Below are 19502 nucleotides of genomic sequence, written 5' to 3'. Positions count from 1 at the left end.
TTTTTGCTGAGTGCGGCTAAAACCACATGCTGATGCCGGCAAGGAGCGTCGTCAGCAGCATGCAAATGAGCATCAAGTAAACAACGAATTTTTGCGTTTTGCGCGACAACGGTTTTTCCTCCTCCCCGTCCGCTGTTCTGTTTTTATTGTAACCGCACGCGGCGGAGCGGACAAGGAAAAACAAAAAGAAGGATTTTTTGTCGAAATGGCGAATATACATTACGATTCAGAATTATTTCGCAGCAAAGGGGACGAAATCATGCATGTAAAAAAAGTCGATCATATTGGCATTGCCGTCCGCTCAATCGAGAAAGCGCTTCCGTTTTATACGGATGTGCTCAGGCTGCCGTTTCTCGGCATTGAAGAAGTCGAATCGGAGCAGGTGAAAGTAGCGTTTTTGCAGGCTGGGGAAGCGAAAATTGAACTGCTTGAGCCGCTGTCGCCAGAGAGCGCGATAGCGAAATTTATCGAAAAGAGAGGGGAAGGCATCCATCACGTGGCGCTTGGTGTCGATGACATCACTGAGCGCATCCGTGAGCTGAAGGAGCATGGCATCCGTATGATTCAAGAAATGCCAAAACGCGGCGCCGGCGGGGCATGGGTGGCGTTTATGCATCCGAAGTCGACTGGCGGCGTTTTATACGAACTTTGCGAACGGTCGAACATGGAGGGACAACAATGAGCGACATGTATGACAAAATTAATGAGTTGTACGACCGCCGCCGTGAAATCGAGCTGGGCGGCGGCGATAAGAAAATTGAACAGCAGCACGCGAAAGGGAAGCTGACGGCGCGTGAGCGGATTGACTTGCTTTTAGACGAGGGGACGTTTGTCGAACTCAATCCGTTCATCGAGCATCGCTGCACTGATTTTGGTCTTGGCGAAAAAAAGGGGCCGGGGGATGGGGTCGTTACCGGCTACGGGAAGATCAACGGACGCACCGTCTTTGTATTCTCACAAGATTTCACGGTCTTTGGCGGCGCACTCGGGGAAATGCACGCGAAAAAAATTACGAACATTATGGATTTGGCGGCGAAAACCGGAGCCCCGGTCATCGGCTTGAACGATTCGGGCGGTGCCCGCATTCAAGAAGGGGTGTTGTCGCTTGATGGATACGGGCATATTTTTTATCGCAACGCCATCTATTCTGGGGTGATCCCGCAAATCTCCGTTATTATGGGGCCGTGCGCAGGCGGGGCTGTCTATTCGCCGGCCATCACCGATTTTGTGTTCATGGTCGAAAAAACGAGCCAAATGTTCATCACCGGGCCGAAGGTGATTGAGGCAGTGACCGGTGAGAAAATCAGCGCTGAAGATTTAGGGGGTGCACGCGTTCATAATACGATTAGCGGCAACGCCCATTTTGCGGCGGCGAGTGAAGAAGAAGCGCTCGCTAACGTGCGGCTGTTGCTCAGTTATTTGCCGTCAAATAATAACGAAAAACCGCCGCTTGGCCCTGTTCCCGACGGGGATGACTACCGTCCTGATTTGGCTGACGTCGTGCCGATTGACGCTGTCCGTCCGTACGATGTGCGCCACGTCATTGCTCAAGTCGTCGATGACGGATCGTTTATGGAAGTGCAAAAAGATTTCGCTAAAAACATTGTCATCGGCTTTGCCCGCATTAAAGGGGAAGTCGTTGGGCTTGTGTGCAACCAACCGAAATTTATGGCGGGTGGACTTGACATCGATTCGTCAGATAAAGCCGCGCGTTTTATCCGCTTTTGCGATTCATTCAACATCCCGATCATTACATTTGAGGACGTCACCGGATTTTTCCCGGGCGTCAAGCAAGAGCACGGCGGCATCATCCGCCATGGGGCGAAAATTTTGTACGCCTACTCGGAGGCGACAGTGCCCAAAATTACTGTCATTTTGCGTAAAGCTTACGGTGGTGCGTACGTCGCCTTAAACAGCAAGTCGATTGGAGCCGATGTCGTTTATGCATGGCCGAACGCTGAAGTGGCGGTCATGGGGCCGCAAGGGGCGGCGAACATCATTTTCGCAAGCGAAATTGCAAACAGCCCAAATCCGGAAGAAACGCGGGCGCAAAAAATTGAAGAATATCGTGAAAAATTCGCCAACCCGTACGTCGCCGCCAAATACGGCATGATCGATGACGTCATTGACCCGCGTGACACTCGAATAAAACTTATTCAAGCGCTCGAAATGCTCCGCTATAAACACGAAGAGCGGCCGAAGAAAAAACATGGCAACATTCCGTTGTAAGCGATAGAAGGCGCCTAACAAGCAATGGGCGCCTTTTTCGCAGCAAACAATCGTTGAGATGGGAGTCGTGTTGCTCAGTCTTTCATCACGCCAAGGTGTGAGAACGTGGACAAACCGAGGTTTTGTCTCTGACAGTTGAAAAAACAGACAAGTAACGTTTGGTCAAAGCTATGTTAAACGTTTTTATTTGGAAGATATTTGCTCAATCGACAGCCATCAATCGTTTACTCACACTGTTTCAGCGTCTAGTTTGGCGTTGAGTGGAAACTTCCGGTATACTTAAATTGGAATCCATACATAGGAGGAAGAAACAGATGGTCAATGAAAAGCGTCTCGTTGACGAGTTTTTAGAGCTCGTACAAATCGATTCGGAAACGAAGCATGAAGGCGACATCGCCAAGGTGCTGAAACAAAAGTTTGAGGCGCTCGGCCTTGAGGTCATCGAAGACGATGCCGCCGCAAAAACAGGGCACGGGGCCGGCAACTTAATTTGCACGCTCGCAGCGACAAAAGACGGGGTGGATCCGATTTACTTTACTTCTCACATGGATACGGTCGTGCCTGGTAAAGGGGTGAAGCCATCGATCCGTGATGGCTATGTCGTCACCGATGGGACGACGATTTTAGGTGCGGACGACAAAGCCGGCTTGGCGGCAATGTTGGAAGCGATTCGGGTGTTGAAAGAACAAAACATCGCCCATGGTACGATTCAGTTTATCATCACCGTCGGGGAAGAATCGGGGCTCGTTGGAGCGAAGGCGCTCGATCCGTCGCTCATTCAAGCGAAATACGGCTATGCGTTAGACAGTGACGGCAAAGTCGGTAACATTGTCGTCGCCGCACCAACGCAGGCGAAGCTGAAAATCGTTGTGCACGGCAAAACGGCCCATGCCGGTGTCGCTCCGGAAAAAGGGGTTTCGGCGATTACGCTGGCCGCCAAAGCGATCGCAAAAATGCCGCTCGGCCGTATTGATGAGGAGACGACGGCGAACATCGGCCGCTTTGAAGGCGGTATGCAAACGAACATCGTCTGCGACCGCGTCGATATTTTGGCCGAAGCCCGTTCGCTCGTCCCGGAAAAAATGGAAGCGCAAGTGGCGAAGATGAAAGAGGCGTTTGAAACGGTTGCTGCGGAAATGGGCGGCCGCGCTGAAGTTGAGGTCGAAGTGATGTACCCAGGTTTCAAATTCAGCGACGGCGATCATGTCGTTGAGGTCGCCAAACGAGCAGCGGCGAGCATCGGCCGGCCGTGCGAGCTGCAGCAAAGCGGTGGCGGCAGCGATGCTAACATCATCGCCGGTTTCGGCATCCCGACTGTCAATCTCGCTGTCGGCTATGAAGAAATTCATACAACAAATGAACGGATGCCGATTGAAGAGTTGGTGAAACTGACGGAAATGGTCGTCGCCATTATCGAAGAAGTGGCCAAAGGTTAACGAGCATCCTGCAAACGGATGCTCTTTTTTCTTCGGACGCTGAAAATTCGGCGAACATCGGCCGATAAAAAAAGTAGGCAAGATTTGTGAATCACAGGAGAGGTGGCGGGGGAATGGACAAATATGTTGTCTTTCGCGTCGAGCGGGAACAATACGTCATTTCGATTGCTTATGTCGTCTCGATTGAAAAAATGACCGCGCCAACTGCCGTTCCGCACATGCCGGATTACATGGCCGGTGTCGTGCGCATTCGCGGCGAGCTCGTTCCAGTATTGGACATGCGGAAGCTGCTGTATGGCCGCGCCATCGAGGAAACGGATCAAACACGCCTCATCGTCGCCGCGGTGGACGATTTGTCAGTCGCCTTTATCGTTGATGAGGCGAAGGAGATCGCTGATATTGGACAGGACGCCATTCAGCCGCTCCAGCTGATGTCTGCGGAGCGGACGCCGTATTTAGTTGGGATGGCAACGTTGCCAGACCGACTGTTGACCGTGCTCGATCCACGCGTTTTGTTCAACCATTTGGAGGAAGCGGAAGAGATTAGAGAGCAAGTGGCTGCTGTTCAATCCGATGAACCGGTATAGGTGTTTGCCTATACCGTTTTGTTTTCCGCGCATATCCTAACCATGGAAGCAAGTTGATACACAAAAAAGGAGGGTGCTCCATGGTTCGACCGTTCGGCCCGTATATGGGCGGCTATTACCCGCCGTACTTCGGCGGCTATGGCTACCACCATTATCCTTATGGGTACGGAGGATATGGCGGTTACCATCACTTCCCGTATGGCATGCATTACGGCCATTATCCATTTTCACCTTACGGTTTCCCGCATCACGGAGGTTATTAAGCACGGAGGAGGGGCGTCATTCCCCTCCTTTTGCATACCGTAAGAGCTGTTTATAAGGCGTTCATAAATCGGTTTAGAAAAACTTGCAGGCAAGCGTCAAATTATGATATGTTGTTTGGTGAATGAACAAAAACAGAAAGGAACGTTGGCAATGGCGAAACAGCAAATTGGTGTCATCGGACTGGCGGTCATGGGGAAAAATTTGGCGCTGAACATTGAAAGCAGAGGCTATTCGGTGGCGGTGTACAACCGTTCACGCGAAAAAACGGATGAATTTTTGGAAGAAGCGAAAGGAAAAAACATTGTCGGTACATACAGCATCGAAGAATTCGTCAACGCCTTAGAAAAACCGCGGAAAATTTTGTTGATGGTGAAAGCGGGCGCGCCGACGGATGCAACGATTGAACAGCTGAAGCCGTATTTGGAAAAAGGCGATATTTTGATCGATGGCGGCAACACGTATTTTAAAGATACTCAGCGCCGCAACGAAGAGCTGGCCAAACTCGGCATCCACTTTATCGGCACTGGCGTCTCCGGCGGTGAGGAAGGGGCGCTGAAAGGTCCATCGATCATGCCAGGAGGCCAAAAAGAAGCGCATGAACTCGTGCGTCCGATTTTCGAAGCGATCGCTGCCAAAGTCGACGGCGAGCCATGTACGACATATATCGGTCCAGACGGTGCCGGTCATTATGTGAAAATGGTGCATAACGGCATTGAATACGGCGACATGCAATTGATTGCTGAAGCGTATTTCTTGCTGAAACATGTGCTTGGCATGGATGCCGCTGAGCTGCACGAAGTGTTTGCCGACTGGAACAAAGGGGAACTGAACAGCTACTTAATCGAAATTACAGCCGATATTTTCACGAAAATCGACGATGAAACCGGCAAGCCGTTGGTCGACGTCATTTTGGATAAAGCCGGACAAAAAGGGACGGGCAAATGGACAAGCCAAAACGCCCTTGATTTAGGTGTGCCGCTGCCAATTATCACCGAGTCGGTATTCGCCCGCTTTATCTCGGCGATGAAAGACGAGCGCGTCAAAGCTAGCAAACTGTTGTCTGGCCCGGCGGTGAAGCCGTTTGAAGGCGATCGAGATCACTTCATTGAAGCGGTGCGCCGCGCTTTGTACATGAGCAAAATTTGCTCGTACGCCCAAGGATTCGCGCAAATGAAAGCTGCATCCGATGAGTATAATTGGAACTTGCGTTACGGCGATATCGCCATGATTTTCCGAGGCGGCTGCATCATCCGCGCGCAATTTTTGCAAAAAATTAAAGAGGCGTACGACCGCGATCCAGCGCTTCCGAACTTGTTGTTGGATCCATACTTCAAAAACATCGTCGAAAGCTACCAAGATTCGCTCCGTGAAATCGTCGCTACTGCCGCAATGCGTGGCATCCCAGTGCCGGCGTTCGCAAGTGCTCTCGCGTACTATGACAGCTACCGCAACGAAGTATTGCCGGCCAACTTAATCCAAGCACAACGCGATTATTTCGGCGCTCACACATATGAACGCGTTGACAAGGAAGGCATTTTCCATACGGAATGGCTTGCGAAATAAGCAAGATCCATGGCAGCCCCAACCGGGTAAACTGGTTGGGGTTGTTTTTTTGTTTTCTGGCCATTCATAAAAAAGCCCTCTTGAAGTGCTTTCTAGCCGAGGCGATCGAAAAGGTTGAGGTCATCGAATGTTTGTTTCGTTTTTAAATATGTCTAAAATGTACAAAAAGTTCAGATAAAAATCTAACAGCATGTAGAATGATCGTTTTGTTTTCGTATCGTATGATTTTTATAAACAGTCCCTGCTCTTTCCTAGCTTTTCAACGTCTAGGATGGCTGAGCTGCCTAACAGACTCAGTAAAAATAGCGAGGTGGTTGAATCATGTTACCGTTTGAGAAAACGGAGTATCAACATCGTGAAAAAAGGATAAAAAAGAGCATGGAAGCGCAAGGAATCGAAGTATTATTCGTTACAGATCCAGCGAATATGAACTATATAACAGGATACGATGCTCTGTCTTATTATGTGCCTCAAGGGGTAATCGTCTCATCTTATTTGAAAGAACCTATATGCATCATACGGCAGCAAGATGTATACTGTGCGCTCCACACCACTTGGATGTCAAAAGAAAGCATCATACCGTATCCTGACAAATATTTGTGGGAACCGAAAGTGCTTCATGTCATGGATTTTGTAGGAGATGTGTTGAGGGAAAAGGGACTCCATAATAAAAGAATCGGGGTCGAGCTCGATAGTTATTATTTTAATGCTCATTGGTATCACAGACTAGAAAAAAGTTTGCCCGATGCAGAATTGGTAGATGCGACATCACTTGTAAACTGGATAAGGGGGCAAAAATCAACAAGAGAATTAGAATACATGCAAATAGCTGCAAGAATTGTAGAAAAAGCAATGTACAACGCCATAGAAAACATCGATGTTGGCGTAAGGGAATGCCGCGTTGCGGCAGGAATTTATAGTGACTTATTGAATGGGACAGGGGTATATGGCGGCGAATATCCATCACTTTCACCGATAATGCCTGCAGGAGAAAGAACCGCAGGGGCGCATTTTTCATGGACAACAGAAGGCAAATATCAAAAAGATCAGTTAGTATATATGGAATTGTCAGGAAGCTATAAGCGCTACCACGCTCCTTTAACAAGAACGGTCTTTATTGGGAAACCGCCTGAGAAAGTACGCGAAACGGCAAAAATAGTAATAGAAGGCCTAAATGTGGCATTATCCACGATAAAACCAGGAGTGACATGTGAAGAAGTCGAGCAAGCATGGCAAACAACGATCAATCAATATGGGCTGGAAAAAGAGTCTAGAATGGGATATACAGTTGGTCTAAGCTATCCGCCTGTATGGACAGAAAACACAGCGTATTTTAAACCCGGAGAGAAGACGGTACTAAAACCGAACATGACTTTTCATATCATGCCCGGAATGTGGCTTGACGGTTATGGAGTCGCAATAACCGAAACCATAAGAGTGACTGAAAACGGTTGTGAAACAATCACAAAATTTCCAAGGGAATTATTCATTAAATAGAAAGTATATGTCATTATAAAAATTTACAAATGCACATCTACTCATTTGGAGTACGTGTGCTTTTATTATTATGATAAAAAGCCTGCTGGAGGTCATTATGTGGCTTTCGATGAAAGATGTGTTGGATACAGAGATTTTATCGCCGGCAAAGGTGCGAACGGCTATACACAGACTTGAAAATATTCCAGTCGAGTGGGTATCGGTCATGGAATATCCCGTTGAGGATTATATTCGCAAAAATGAATTCGTATTAAGCACAGGCATTGGCTGTCATGAAGACATAGATGTATTTCGAAATTTTGTTCTTGATGTTTTGCATTCCGGGGCTTCCGCGTTAGCCATTGCTTTAGGGAGATATATCAAGGAGATACCGATGGAGATCATTCATTTAGCCGAGAAACATGGGTTTCCTATTATCGAACTCCCTTGGAACATTCGGTTTTCTGATATTGTCCAAGCTGTGCTGAGCAGGCTCAACCATTGGCACACACACACCATGAATCACTATGAAAAAATCCAAAAAGAACTTCTTCATCTATTTTTGTCAGATGGAACGTTATCACAAGCTGCCGATATCATCGAACAAGAAATAGGAACGCCGGTTGTTATTGTAGATGTTCATGGAGTTGTCAAGGGGAAGAGCAAAAATTCCGATTCGTTAATGATGAAACTGGAAAGCCATGTACGGCCACTTTCCTATCACGAAGTTCTGGACAGGTCGAATAATTACGCCATCGATATTGACTCGCTCGATGTTACAGATTCTATTCTTCAAGCGAGCATCCGGACGACTAATCAAAAAACAAATGGATTTTTGCTTTTCGAATACTCAAAAGCAGTTAGATCCGATCCAGTGATTACTAAGGAACAACAGTATATGCTAGAGTATATCACAACGGCTGTATCGTTATGGTTTCAGAAGGAAATGGCTATTAAAGAAACAGAATGGCGATTAAAAGATGATTTTGTTTGGAGTCTAGCTAGCGGAGAGTATCATTCTTGGGATTATATTTTGTCAAGGGCTAAATCTTTAGGATACAACGTGAATCTCCCGTATGTGTGTGTGATTGGTTTTGCCGAGAACCTCAAGAGCCTTTTCCAGAAAATAAAGCCGAATAAAATCACATACGAGCAGTGGATGCCGTCGATGATTCGTTCCATTGAGGAGCAAGTTGTGTTAGCTGGTAAATGGATTCATAAAGAAGTGATGGTCACTTATCAACAGGAACGTTTGATCATCTTTTTAGAAACGACGCTAAATCAAGTACAGGATGTAGTGAATCTCTTTCTTGATCATGTAGAAAATAGGTTAAAAAAACGATTCCCTGGGCTAATGATGTCGTGGGGAATCGCAGAACAACAGGCGGGGATTCGAACGTTCCATGATAGTTTCAATAATGCCAAAATTGCGTTAGATATAGGACGCCGGCAAATGGGGCCAGGCTATCGATATACTCAAGTGAATACGAGCATTTTTCGCATTTTATTGCCCCTCTCTAAAAATCCCGATGTATTAGGAATAGTGTTATCTACCATCGAACAATTAATTGACTATGACAACCATCGGGGAGGGGATCTCGTTCACACGCTAACTACTTATATTCGAAATCAAGGAAATATTAGCCAAACAGCTCGGGAACTTTGTGTTCATCGACACACTTTGTTGTACCGGTTAAAAAAAATTGAATCTCTGACCGGGCGATCCTTGATGAATCCAGATGATCTCTTTTTGCTCGATCTTTGCATAAAGTTATGGATGATCGGGTTTGATCAGTCGTAAATACACTAATGAGCATTCGTAACGATTCACGCCAAGTACACAGTAAAACATACAAATCAGGAGAGAAACGATGAGCATCTTATGACTCGTCAATTGCCCCTCGTTTTTACGACATGCCGCAACGGGATGTCCGGTCATGAACGAACATGTCGATCAATGATCGACGTGCGCCGCTTCCCTGTCTTGAGCAAAGGGGGAATGAATCCGCAGCGGATGATGACGAATAGTAATCTTCCTGTTTTTATGAACGACAATTAAAAAGGAAGGATAGCCCAAAAATATGTTTTTGGGCTATCCTTAACGATAGCTCTCCCCAATGGGATTTGCAGTTAACAGGAATCGTGATTTGAGCTATTGTAAATATTCCAGTGCTAATCGATAAAACCATTGTACTGCAAGAGGCAAGACACTTTCGTCAATTTGAAAACGAGGATGGTGATGCGGATATATAGGATGATTAGGATCGCCGGCCCCAACAAAGCAAAAGGCCCCCGGAATTTCCTTCAGATAATAAGAAAAGTCTTCCCCCACCATAACCGGTCTCATGATTCTTGTATTTTCAACGCCGAAGACCTCTTTGGCCACACCGATCACCATCTCCACTTCTTTGTCGTGATTTATGACGGCAGGATATCCTTGTCGATAGTTCATCGTTATCTTAGCACCATATATTTTTTCTAACCCCTCTATTAACTCTTCTAGCCGAGTTTGCAATGTTTTTCTTACTTCTGGAGTAAAGCTTCGCACGGTTCCTTCTAATAATGCGGTGTTTGCGATGATGTTAAAAGCTGTACCAGCATGAAGTTTTCCAAAGGTAATGACGCCTGATTCTAACGGATCGATATTGCGGCTAATAATATGCTGAGCTGACATAATCAGGTGTGATGCGATAACAATGGAATCGATGGCTTTATGGGGCATTCCGCCGTGCCCGCCTTTTCCTTCTATCTCAATCATGAAATGATCGGTTGAGGACATCATAGGACCATAACAAGTCCAAAATGTACCTGAAGGGAATTCAGACCAAAGATGCAAACCAAATATGGCGTCCACACCATGCAAAACTCCTTCTCGAATCATTCCGATAGCACCGCCAGGGCTTAATTCTTCTGCAGGTTGGAAAATAAACCGCACGTTTCCTTTCAACTTGTTTTTTTGTGCTGCTAATAATGCTGCGGCTCCCATTAAAATCGCAGTATGTCCATCATGCCCACACGCATGCATGACACCGGGAATCTTTGACGCAAAGGGTAATCCGGTTTCCTCTTGGATGGGCAAAGCATCCATATCTGCTCGAAAAGCAATTGTTGGGCCTTTCTCTGAGCCGATTAAATCGGCAACAACACCGTATCCGTTAACATTTTCTTTTACGTGTAGACCTATGCTTTTTAGGAATTCCCCAACTACTTTCGAAGTTCTTTTCTCTTCGAAAGACAGTTCAGGGTATTGGTGAAAATATCTTCTCCACTTGATCACTTCTGTTGATATCGTCTGATGAGAGTTTTTAATCATTTTTCCATCATCCTTTTTGTCCGAATATTACGTTTTAACCGGGTGAAAAATATCACCCGGTTAAGATGAAATACATGATTTAGTTCATTACAGTGTTATTTTTAGAAAGCAATTTCTTAAACTCCTCAGTTAATAGAGGGACGACTTCAAACAAATCCCCGACAATTCCATAATCTGCGACATGGAATATATTTGCTTCGGGGTCTTTGTTGATCGCCACGATCACTTTGGAATTGGACATTCCCGCTAGATGTTGAATCGCGCCTGAAATGCCGCATGCGATATATAAATCTGGAGTGACTACTTTGCCGGTTTGCCCAATTTGCATAGAATAATCGCAATAACCGGCATCGCAAGCAGCACGGGACGCACCGACAGCCCCGCCAAGTACATCCGCTAACTCTTGCAGCAATTGAAATCCTTCTGGTCCTTGTACTCCGCGCCCTCCCGAAACAATGATTTTTGCTTCTGAAAGATCTACTTTTCCAGACGTTTTCTTTACAATCTCTTTTACTACTGTTCGTAGTTCTTTTATTTCTGCTTGTAATTTGATCGTTTCACTGACAACAGGGTTTTCCACCGCTTCGATATTGTTTGGGCGAATCGTGGCCATAAAGAGTCCGTCTATGATTCGTTTTTTCTGAAACGCTTTTCCGGAATAGATCGGTCTTGTGAAGATGATGTCATGGTCCAAGTCGATACTCGTACAATCTGAAACTAATCCAGCCTTTAGTCGTGTTGCTACACGCGGGAACAAATCTCTTCCAATGGAGGTGTGTCCTGTTAATAAGATTTGTGGCTGTATTTTGTCAATGACTTGCAACAATGCTTGTTTATAGCCATCTGGGGTGTATCGGTTTAAGGCCTCATTCTCCACAACATAAACTTTTTGTGCGCCATATCTGGCCAGTTCGTTGCTATATTTTTCTGCATCGCTTCCAAATAAGCAAGCAACAATCTCTCCATCGCCTGCGATTCGTCTAGCAACTGTTAACACTTCAAAAGAGACATTACGGAGCTTTCCATTTTTGATTTCAGCAAGTACAAGGATTCTCGTCATCTCTCTCTCCCCCTTTTCAATGTGAAACGACCTTCGCTTCATTACGCAGCAAGTGCACCAATTCTTTCACCTGATCTGACAATTCTCCGGTAAGAATTCGTCCTGCTTCTTTTTTAGGCGGCAAATAATGTTCAAAGGCAATCGATTTTGCTTCAAGCTCCTGTTCGTTGAGGCCCAAATCTTCAATATCTAGCCGTTCTATCGGTTTCTTTTTTGCTTTCATAATTCCCGGCAACGATGGATAACGAGGTTCGTTTAATCCTTGTTGCGCCGTAACTAAGATAGGTAAGGACGATTCAACCATTTCCATATCTCCTTCTACATCTCTTTCCGCTTTGACCAGCTCTCCATCAATCTCCAACTTGACAACTGTTGAGATATGAGCAATATCTAATTCCTCGGCAACGCGGGGACCGACTTGGCTCGCTCCGTTGTCTACGGACATATTTCCGCACAGAATGATGTCGTACTCTCGCTCTTTGATGGCAGTGGCTAGTATTTTAGCAATACTATATTCGTCTAAGAGTTGATTTTCGTCTTCTTCAATAAGGACCGCTTTGTCAGCTCCCATGGCTAGCGCTGTGCGCAGAGAGCTTTCGGCTTCGGAAGATCCAATGGTCATGACTGTAACCTCTCCGCCATGTTTTTCTTTTAGCCGGATCGCTTCTTCAATGGCATACTCATCGTAGGGGTTAATGATGAATGCCGCATGATCCTTAACAATTTGGCCGTTTTGTATAGTTATTTTTTCTTCTGTATCGAATGTTTGTTTCATAAGAACGATGATATTCATCCTTCAGTCCTCCTTTACGTTGTATCATTTACACATGGTGATTAACGGTAGTGGAATATGGGTGTTCTGGTTTAAGCAAGTCGTTTTCTTCAAAGCGGGTTAATCGGAAAGGAGCTAGACTAATGCCTTCTTGTTGACTTTGTCCTTGTAACACCATATCTGCCGTCAGTTTTCCGACAACTGGTGTAATTTTAAAACCATGCCCGCTGAATCCAGCACAAAGATAAATCCCTTCTATAGGTGCAGGGCAAATAAAAGGAATTCCATCCGGAGTCATTTCATAAGCAGCTGAGTAACTTGTCAGCAGCTTTGCTTGATCCAACGATGGGAAGGCGCTGAGAAATTTTATAATGGCCTTTTCAATGGCTTTTTCAGTTGCGTGTTTAGGATAGTTATCCGCATCGTAGTCAGCCGGCTCTATATATTGCGGGTCGGAATGATCAGCGTTTCCCAATAGTAAGTGACCACTGCTCACCTCAGGTTTAATATATTGATCGTGTTTGAAATCACCGAAAGAAGGAACAATTCCCATAGGTACTCCTGGGGAAATATACACAAGTTGGGCGCGTTGCCCTTTAATCGGTACATCTATTCCTATATTTTTCATTAATAGATGCGTGCCAATTCCAGCAGCTACAATAACGCAGGGGGAATAGATCGTTTGGTTATCCATTGTTTCGACGCCAATAACGGAGCTTCCGTCTTTGTCAACAAGGATCTGTTTCACTCCGCAATACTGTTTGATCGTAACCCCTAATGCTCTCGCCGCATTGGCATACGCTTGATTGGTAAGGACGGGGTCACCGTACCCACCTTCAGGTTCGTAGGAAAACGCACCAAATTGATCCGTATCAATGTGGGGCCAAATTTCCTTTTTGACTTCCTCCTTGGATACCATCCTTGTGTTGACACCGTTTCGTCGCTGCATTTCTACATTCTTTTTCAGTGTATCGATATTTTCATAATCAACCCCAAACAAATATCCTACTGGTTGATATCCAACATCACTGCCTAAAATTTCGTTAGCATATTTGAATGTTTCTAGACTCTGGACAGCCATTCGTGTAAGAATTTCGTAACTGTAATGCCCACGCAAAACACCGCTCGATTGCCCGGTTGCTCCTGAGCCAATCGATTTCTTTTCCAAAACGACGATGTTTTTCACATTTCTTTTGGCTAGTTCGTACGCGGTGCTACAACCCATGAGCCCTCCGCCGATGATGATTACATCAGCTGTCTTTGGCATATCTCCCATTTTTGCTTTCGCCTCCCTTTTGTGAATTAGTGTGGAATCGTTATTTTCTGTTTTTTCAAAAACATCATACTTGTTGGCGAGGGAGAAGATCATCGGCCATTTTGTTGGAAATATGAAAGAGACATTTTATACATTTTTCCTTCCTTCTCGTGAATGGGGTTGAATGATTTGGAGCTTGTTAAAAGAAATAACGGATGCCAGGAACAAACGCTTCTAAGACTCTTGGTAAAATGAGAGATCGATGAGGAAATTGTTTGAACAGGCAGGCTTAATACAACAGTTTGTATAACAGGGAATAGAGAAATTAATACATGTTGATGAATATTATTGCATTTTATATTTTTTTAAAATTTAAAATATAAGGAACAATGAAAAAACAGGAGGGGATCGGATGAAGAAAGTCATTTTGTATTTAGGGTTATTCGCCTTGTTAATCGGGATGGTTGGCTGCAGTTCCAGTCAAACTTCAAGTTCTGACGACACGTTAGAGGCGTTAAAGAAAAAAGGTGTTGTTTATGTAGGATTTGCGAATGAAAAACCATATGCCTATGAAGAAAATGGGGAATTAAAAGGAGAAGCGGTCGATATTGCCAAAGAGATTTTTAAACAGCTCGGTATTGAGAAAGTGGAGGGGCGGCTAGCGGAGTTTAACGAACTAATTCCGGGATTAAATGCTGGTAAGTTTGACGTGATCACAGCAGGGATGGCCATTTTGCCGAACCGATGTGAGAAAGTTGATTTTGCCGAGCCGGAATACCAAGTTGGTGATGCATTAGTCGTCAAAAAAGGGAATCCTAAAAATCTTCATAGCTATGAAGATATTGCGAAACTACCGGATGTCAAAATTGCCGTGATGTCGTCTGCCATGGAAGTAGATTATTTAAAACAATCAGGGGTGAGAGAGGAGCAAATCGTTCTTGTCCCTGACATTCCGGCCGTCATCGATGCGGTAAAAACCGGACGAGCTGATGCGGCAACGGGAACGCAGTTGACGATGAAAGAAGCGTTGCAGTCAGCAGGACAGAAAGAACTGGAATTAGTCAGCGATTTTAAACAGCCGGATGTTGAAGGGATTCCGAGCTACGGGGCAGCGGTCTTTCGGCAAGATGATGATCAATTGCGGGAAGCATACAACAAAGAGTTGCAAAAGTTAAAAGATTCAGGCAAATTGTTAGAGATTTTACAGAAAAACGGTTTCGGTGAAGAAAACTTGCCGGGAGATATGACGACGGCACAACTTTGCGGCAACAGCCAGTGAAGCAAACAACAGACATCGCATAAAAAGAAGAGGATAGAAAGGGTGATTTGTTATTTCGATTCAAACTATTGTAGAAGTATTCCATATTCTTTCGAAAGGAATTCAAACGACATTATTGCTATTAATCACATCCGCATTTTTTGCCTTTATTATTGCCATTATCGCAGGATTGGGAAGACTGGCGAAATCGAGATGGATTCGTTGGACAACCAATATATATGTTGAATTTTTCCGCGGCACATCCTTAGTTGTTCAACTGTTTTGGGTTTATTATGCCCTGCCCATGCTAGCGAAGGCCATTCCATTTTTGCCGCCGTTAAATCTTTCTTCTTTTTGGGCAGGGGTCATTGCTGTCTCGCTCAACTATGGAGCCTATGTTTCCGAGACAGTCCGCAGCTGTATTCTCGCTGTGGATCGAGGGCAGCATGAAGCAGCAATTGCTCTAAATATGACTCGTTTTCAACGGATGAGATTAGTCATTTTGCCGCAAGCGGTGCGAATGATGCTCCCCGATTTCGGAAACAACTTGATCCAAATGTTAAAATCAACCTCCCTTGTTTCGCTCATTGGATTGACCGATATTACGTATGCGGGAATGGTCTTCCGCAACAGTAATATTGATCTGGGGATTCTTGTTTTCGCCATGATGCTTGTGTTCTATTTCCTCATCGCTCTTCCGCTTATTTGGCTAACCCGGCGTGCGGAACGAGCGGTGTCAAAGGGGATGGCGAGCTAATGATTTGGGATTGGAATATAGTGAAAGATGTATTTCCGTTAATTTTTCGAGCCATGTGGCTGACGCTGGGGCTTACCTTGGCTTGTTATGCCGTCTCGTTAGTGCTTGGCATCATCTGGACGCTGCTGCGTCGTGCACCATGGGCGTGGTTTCGATGGACTGTGAACGGAGTGTTAGAGTTTATTCGTTCAACCCCTCCTCTTGTTCAGTTGTACTTCCTGTTTTACGCTTGGCCGCTTGTACCGCACGTCGGGGTAACGCTCTCTCCAATTGCAGCAGCGATCATCGGGTTGGGCGTGCATTATAGCACATATACGTCTGAAGTATACCGATCGGGCATTGATGCAGTGGATAAGGGGCAATGGGAAGCCGCCTTGGCGCTCAATTTTTCCCGGGCTCGCACATGGACAAAAGTGATCTTGCCGCAGGCAATCCCGCCGATCATCCCAATGCTTGGAAACTATTTGATCATTATGTTCAAAGAAATTCCAACTACTGCATCGATTGGGGTGATGGGGATGATGTTAACGGCCAAAATGTATGGAGCCCAACACTGGGTGTATCTCGAGCCGTTTACGATCGTTGCCTTTTTCTTCTTATTATTAAGTTATCCGTCATCGTTATTCGTTCAATGGTTGGAAAAGAAAATGAATCGGCGATTTGATAAAAACGAGGTGTTGCATGAAGCAAAACAGAAGGGAGTGGTTGTATGACTAGACCGATGGTGAGCTACAAAAATGTTCGGAAATCGTTTGGACAAATAGAAGTGTTAAAAGGGGTTAATTTGGAGATCGGTGAAGGGGAAAAAGTGGCCCTCATAGGTCCGAGTGGCTCTGGCAAGACGACGTTAATTCGTATGCTGATGACCTTAGAACAACCAACTTCTGGAGTGATCGAAGTTGACGGTACACCATTGTGGCATATGGAAGTGAACAAAAAGCTTGTGCCAGCGAATGAAAAACATTTGAGAAATGTAAGAAAAAATATTGGTATGGTATTTCAGCATTTTAATCTATTTCCCCATATGACGGTTCTTGAAAACTGCACGGTAGCTCCGATTCATGTGCTCGGATTATCGAAGAAAGAAGCGAGAGAAAGAGCAGTAGAAATGCTTGAGAAGGTAAAACTTGGTGACAAGTTGGATGTTTATCCGTCGCAATTATCAGGCGGGCAAAAGCAGCGGGTCGCGATGGCAAGGGCGTTAGTGATGCGCCCGAAGGTAATGTTGTTTGATGAAGTGACTTCGGCATTAGATCCTGAACTGGTTGGAGAAGTGTTAGAAGTCATTCGTGAGCTCGCACACGAAGGAAAGATGACGATGATTTTAGTAACCCATGAGATGGAATTCGCCCGGGATGTCGCTGATCGCATCGTATTTTTGGACAATGGTTATATCGTTGAGGAAGGACCGCCTGAGCAAATTTTTGAATACTCATCCAACGAGAGGCTAAAAAGGTTTTTAAGCCGGTTCCGTTTACATTCTGTATACCCATTAACGACACGTTCCGTTTAGTTCATAGGAGTCAGCTTTTCACGTTGAGCTTCATCTTCGCCGAGAAGTCTCCCGCCGTGAAACGAAGGAGAGTGGGAGATGAATCGGTTGTTTTTCTTTATTGGGGCTGATCGAATATAGAAATTTGATAAGATAGAAAGGTAATGAACGGTTCTTGAAGGTTGGCTTTTTTTGATTTCTTAAAGGATTTACATATCCAGTCTCTCAACTATATGGCAAATTGTGCAATGAACATAGAAATATTCATACAAATTTGCGGATGTTTTTTATGCTGATTTTTTTTAAAATTTTAAATATAAAAAGTTTGGTTGGTTTAATTCTAGTAAAAGAAGGTGAAAGCGATACCAAAGTCGTCATTCGTTCATCCAAGGAATTTTCCTTTCAGCAAAACGTTTTATGTTCAGGAGCCATTGCTCCTATCAGAAAGCTGACATAGAAACTGTCATGGTAAAGGAGAGTTGTTATGAAGAATAGGACAAGGAATAGTGTAGACAGGTCCAACAGGATATTGAAAAAAGAAGATATTACCATTGTTGACACTAAGCTTGCCAAAAAGGCGGTAGTTGCTACATCTTTAGGAAATGCAATGGAATGGTTTGATTTTGGCCTCTATTCTTACTTAGCAGTGACCCTAGGAAAAGTATTCTTCCCTGAAACAGACCCTTCTTTGCAAATCATTTATTCATTCGCTACTTTTGCAGTCGCATTTATTGTTCGCCCGATTGGCGGTATGTTTTTTGGAATGTTAGGGGACCGAATTGGTCGTAAAAGCGTTTTATCAATTACATTGATCATGATGGCGGCTGCAACCTTCAGTATCGGTTTAATTCCAAGTTACTCCTCTATAGGCATCACCGCTCCTATTTTATTGCTTGTTGCTCGGCTGGTCCAAGGATTTTCCACCGGGGGAGAATATGCAGGAGCTATGACATTCATCGCCGAATCAACCCCTGACAAAAAGCGCAGTTTTATGGCGAGCGGCCTAGAAGTTGGTACACTTGTCGGTTTTTCTGCTGGTGCTGGATTAGTGACATTGTTAACCTTCCTTCTTGGTCCTGAAAAAATGATTGAATGGGGATGGAGACTTCCATTTTTAATCGCTGGTCCTCTAGGACTCATTGGTCTATACTTACGCTCTCGACTTGAAGAAACACCTGCTTTTCAGGCTATCATCAATGCGACGGAAGAAGAAAAACAGCGTGCTTCACTTAAAGAAATTGTCATTTACCATTGGAAGCCGCTCTTAGTATGTATCGGAATTGTTGTGTTTTACAATGTAGTCGACTATATGGTATTGACTTATATGCCATCGTATATGATGCAAGAACTTGGCTATGGTGAAATGAGAGGATTAGTTTTAACTTTAGTTTCTATGTTTATGATGATCCCTTTCATCCTACTTATGGGTTATTTGAGTGATCGAGTTGGCCGTAACCGTATTGTCATCGGAGCGTTAATTGGAGGCATTGTCCTTAGTATACCTGCCTTTACGTTAATTAAGAGCGGAAATAATTATACCGTTTTTTTAGGCTTGTTCCTGATCAGTATTTTGCTGACTGCTTTTCAAGGTGCGCTTCCGGCGCTGCTCCCTTCCTTGTTTTTTACAAAGGTTCGTTATGGATCACTGGCTATCGCCTATAATGTATCCACATCGTTATTTGGGGGGACTACACCACTCATTCTCGCTTGGTTAATTAGCAAGACGCAGAACGATATGATTCCAGCTTATTACTTAATGGGTGTTTGTTTAGTTGGTTTGGTTATTGTTTCCTTGTTTGTAAAAGAAACAGCTGGAAAGTCGCTGCGTGGATCTGCTCCGGCTGTCGAAGATCCAAGTGAGATCGGGGAAATATTAAAAAATCCGGATAAAGCTCTTTGGTGGAAAGAAGAGTTGACAGGCGAACAGATGGAGGATAATTATAAACCAAAAACATACGTAAATACGTAAATATACATCGCTATGCCCGTGGTACTAATCAGACATGATTCAACTAGTACCACGGGTATTATTCGTACAAG

18 protein-coding genes are annotated in these 19502 nt (G+C 44.8%); 13 read left to right on the top strand and 5 right to left on the bottom strand.

The genetic code is table 11. The features are described 5' to 3' along the window. Positions 1-16: 16 nt before the first annotated feature. Positions 17-109 (bottom strand): stressosome-associated protein Prli42, encoded by a 93-nt coding sequence (gene prli42 / locus DSM465_RS19260; protein ID WP_012820630.1) that lies wholly within the window; start codon positions 107-109, stop codon positions 17-19. A 150-nt stretch (positions 110-259) separates the two neighbouring features. Between prli42 and mce the strand changes: the two genes are divergently transcribed. The 8 genes from mce (at position 260) to DSM465_RS0107610 (ending at position 9356) form a co-directional block, all read left to right on the top strand. Further along, complete coding sequence (gene mce, locus DSM465_RS0107650) at positions 260-682, top strand: methylmalonyl-CoA epimerase (protein ID WP_029761051.1); 423 nt, start codon at positions 260-262, stop codon at positions 680-682. Beyond that, positions 679-2229, top strand: coding sequence for an acyl-CoA carboxylase subunit beta (locus tag DSM465_RS0107645; protein ID WP_029761050.1), 1551 nt, complete (start codon positions 679-681; stop codon positions 2227-2229). The genes mce and DSM465_RS0107645 overlap by 4 nt, the downstream gene beginning before the upstream one ends. A gap of 314 nt (positions 2230-2543) precedes the next feature. Further along, a complete protein-coding gene (locus DSM465_RS0107640; RefSeq protein WP_008879772.1) occupies positions 2544-3665 on the top strand; it encodes a tripeptidase T in 1122 nt (373 codons plus the stop codon). A gap of 113 nt (positions 3666-3778) precedes the next feature. Continuing rightward, the gene (locus DSM465_RS0107635; RefSeq protein WP_008879771.1) at positions 3779-4252 is read left to right on the top strand and encodes a chemotaxis protein CheW; all 474 of its coding nucleotides are present in this window, start codon (positions 3779-3781) and stop codon (positions 4250-4252) included. Between the two features lie 80 nt (positions 4253-4332). Next, a complete protein-coding gene (locus DSM465_RS0107630; protein WP_008879770.1) occupies positions 4333-4515 on the top strand; it encodes a hypothetical protein in 183 nt (60 codons plus the stop codon). 151 nt (positions 4516-4666) lie between these two features. Further along, positions 4667-6079 (top strand): NADP-dependent phosphogluconate dehydrogenase, encoded by a 1413-nt coding sequence (gndA, locus tag DSM465_RS0107625; protein ID WP_008879769.1) that lies wholly within the window; start codon positions 4667-4669, stop codon positions 6077-6079. Positions 6080-6400: 321 nt separating this feature from the next. Further along, positions 6401-7576: a M24 family metallopeptidase gene (locus DSM465_RS0107615; protein WP_029761049.1), complete on the top strand. Its 1176-nt coding sequence runs from the start codon at positions 6401-6403 to the stop codon at positions 7574-7576. A gap of 109 nt (positions 7577-7685) precedes the next feature. Continuing rightward, positions 7686-9356, top strand: coding sequence for a PucR family transcriptional regulator (locus DSM465_RS0107610; protein ID WP_230459209.1), 1671 nt, complete (start codon positions 7686-7688; stop codon positions 9354-9356). A gap of 351 nt (positions 9357-9707) precedes the next feature. On the opposite strand, the gene DSM465_RS0107605 is transcribed toward DSM465_RS0107610, so the two are convergent. From DSM465_RS0107605 to DSM465_RS0107590, 4 genes are all read right to left on the bottom strand, one after another. Continuing rightward, on the bottom strand, positions 9708-10868 hold the full coding sequence (locus DSM465_RS0107605) for a M20 metallopeptidase family protein (protein ID WP_008879766.1): 1161 nt from the start codon (positions 10866-10868) through the stop codon (positions 9708-9710). Between the two features lie 79 nt (positions 10869-10947). Beyond that, positions 10948-11928: an electron transfer flavoprotein subunit alpha/FixB family protein gene (locus tag DSM465_RS0107600; RefSeq protein WP_029761044.1), complete on the bottom strand. Its 981-nt coding sequence runs from the start codon at positions 11926-11928 to the stop codon at positions 10948-10950. Between the two features lie 16 nt (positions 11929-11944). Beyond that, the gene (locus DSM465_RS0107595) at positions 11945-12721 is read right to left on the bottom strand and encodes an electron transfer flavoprotein subunit beta/FixA family protein (RefSeq protein WP_008879764.1); all 777 of its coding nucleotides are present in this window, start codon (positions 12719-12721) and stop codon (positions 11945-11947) included. A gap of 28 nt (positions 12722-12749) precedes the next feature. After that, a complete protein-coding gene (locus tag DSM465_RS0107590; protein ID WP_008879763.1) occupies positions 12750-13976 on the bottom strand; it encodes an NAD(P)/FAD-dependent oxidoreductase in 1227 nt (408 codons plus the stop codon). Between the two features lie 391 nt (positions 13977-14367). Here DSM465_RS0107590 and ehuB point away from each other — a divergent pair, with 391 nt between their 5' ends. From ehuB to proP, 5 genes are all read left to right on the top strand, one after another. Then, complete coding sequence (gene ehuB, locus DSM465_RS0107585; protein ID WP_029761043.1) at positions 14368-15234, top strand: ectoine/hydroxyectoine ABC transporter substrate-binding protein EhuB; 867 nt, start codon at positions 14368-14370, stop codon at positions 15232-15234. 58 nt (positions 15235-15292) lie between these two features. After that, complete coding sequence (locus DSM465_RS0107580; protein ID WP_174375701.1) at positions 15293-15970, top strand: amino acid ABC transporter permease; 678 nt, start codon at positions 15293-15295, stop codon at positions 15968-15970. After that, positions 15970-16683, top strand: coding sequence for an ectoine/hydroxyectoine ABC transporter permease subunit EhuD (gene ehuD, locus DSM465_RS0107575; RefSeq protein ID WP_008879760.1), 714 nt, complete (start codon positions 15970-15972; stop codon positions 16681-16683). The genes DSM465_RS0107580 and ehuD overlap by 1 nt, the downstream gene beginning before the upstream one ends. Beyond that, on the top strand, positions 16680-17483 hold the full coding sequence (ehuA, locus tag DSM465_RS0107570; protein WP_008879759.1) for an ectoine/hydroxyectoine ABC transporter ATP-binding protein EhuA: 804 nt from the start codon (positions 16680-16682) through the stop codon (positions 17481-17483). The genes ehuD and ehuA overlap by 4 nt, the downstream gene beginning before the upstream one ends. A 463-nt stretch (positions 17484-17946) precedes the next feature. Further along, on the top strand, positions 17947-19431 hold the full coding sequence (gene proP, locus DSM465_RS0107560) for a glycine betaine/L-proline transporter ProP (RefSeq protein WP_029761041.1): 1485 nt from the start codon (positions 17947-17949) through the stop codon (positions 19429-19431). The last annotated feature ends 71 nt before the right edge of the window (positions 19432-19502 follow it).

The sequence above is a fragment of the Geobacillus thermodenitrificans subsp. thermodenitrificans DSM 465 genome (assembly GCF_000496575.1).
Taxonomy (GTDB): Bacteria; Bacillota; Bacilli; order Bacillales; family Anoxybacillaceae; genus Geobacillus; species Geobacillus thermodenitrificans.
Note: the sequence above shows the minus strand (reverse complement) of the source record. Positions and strands in the feature narration are given on the sequence as shown.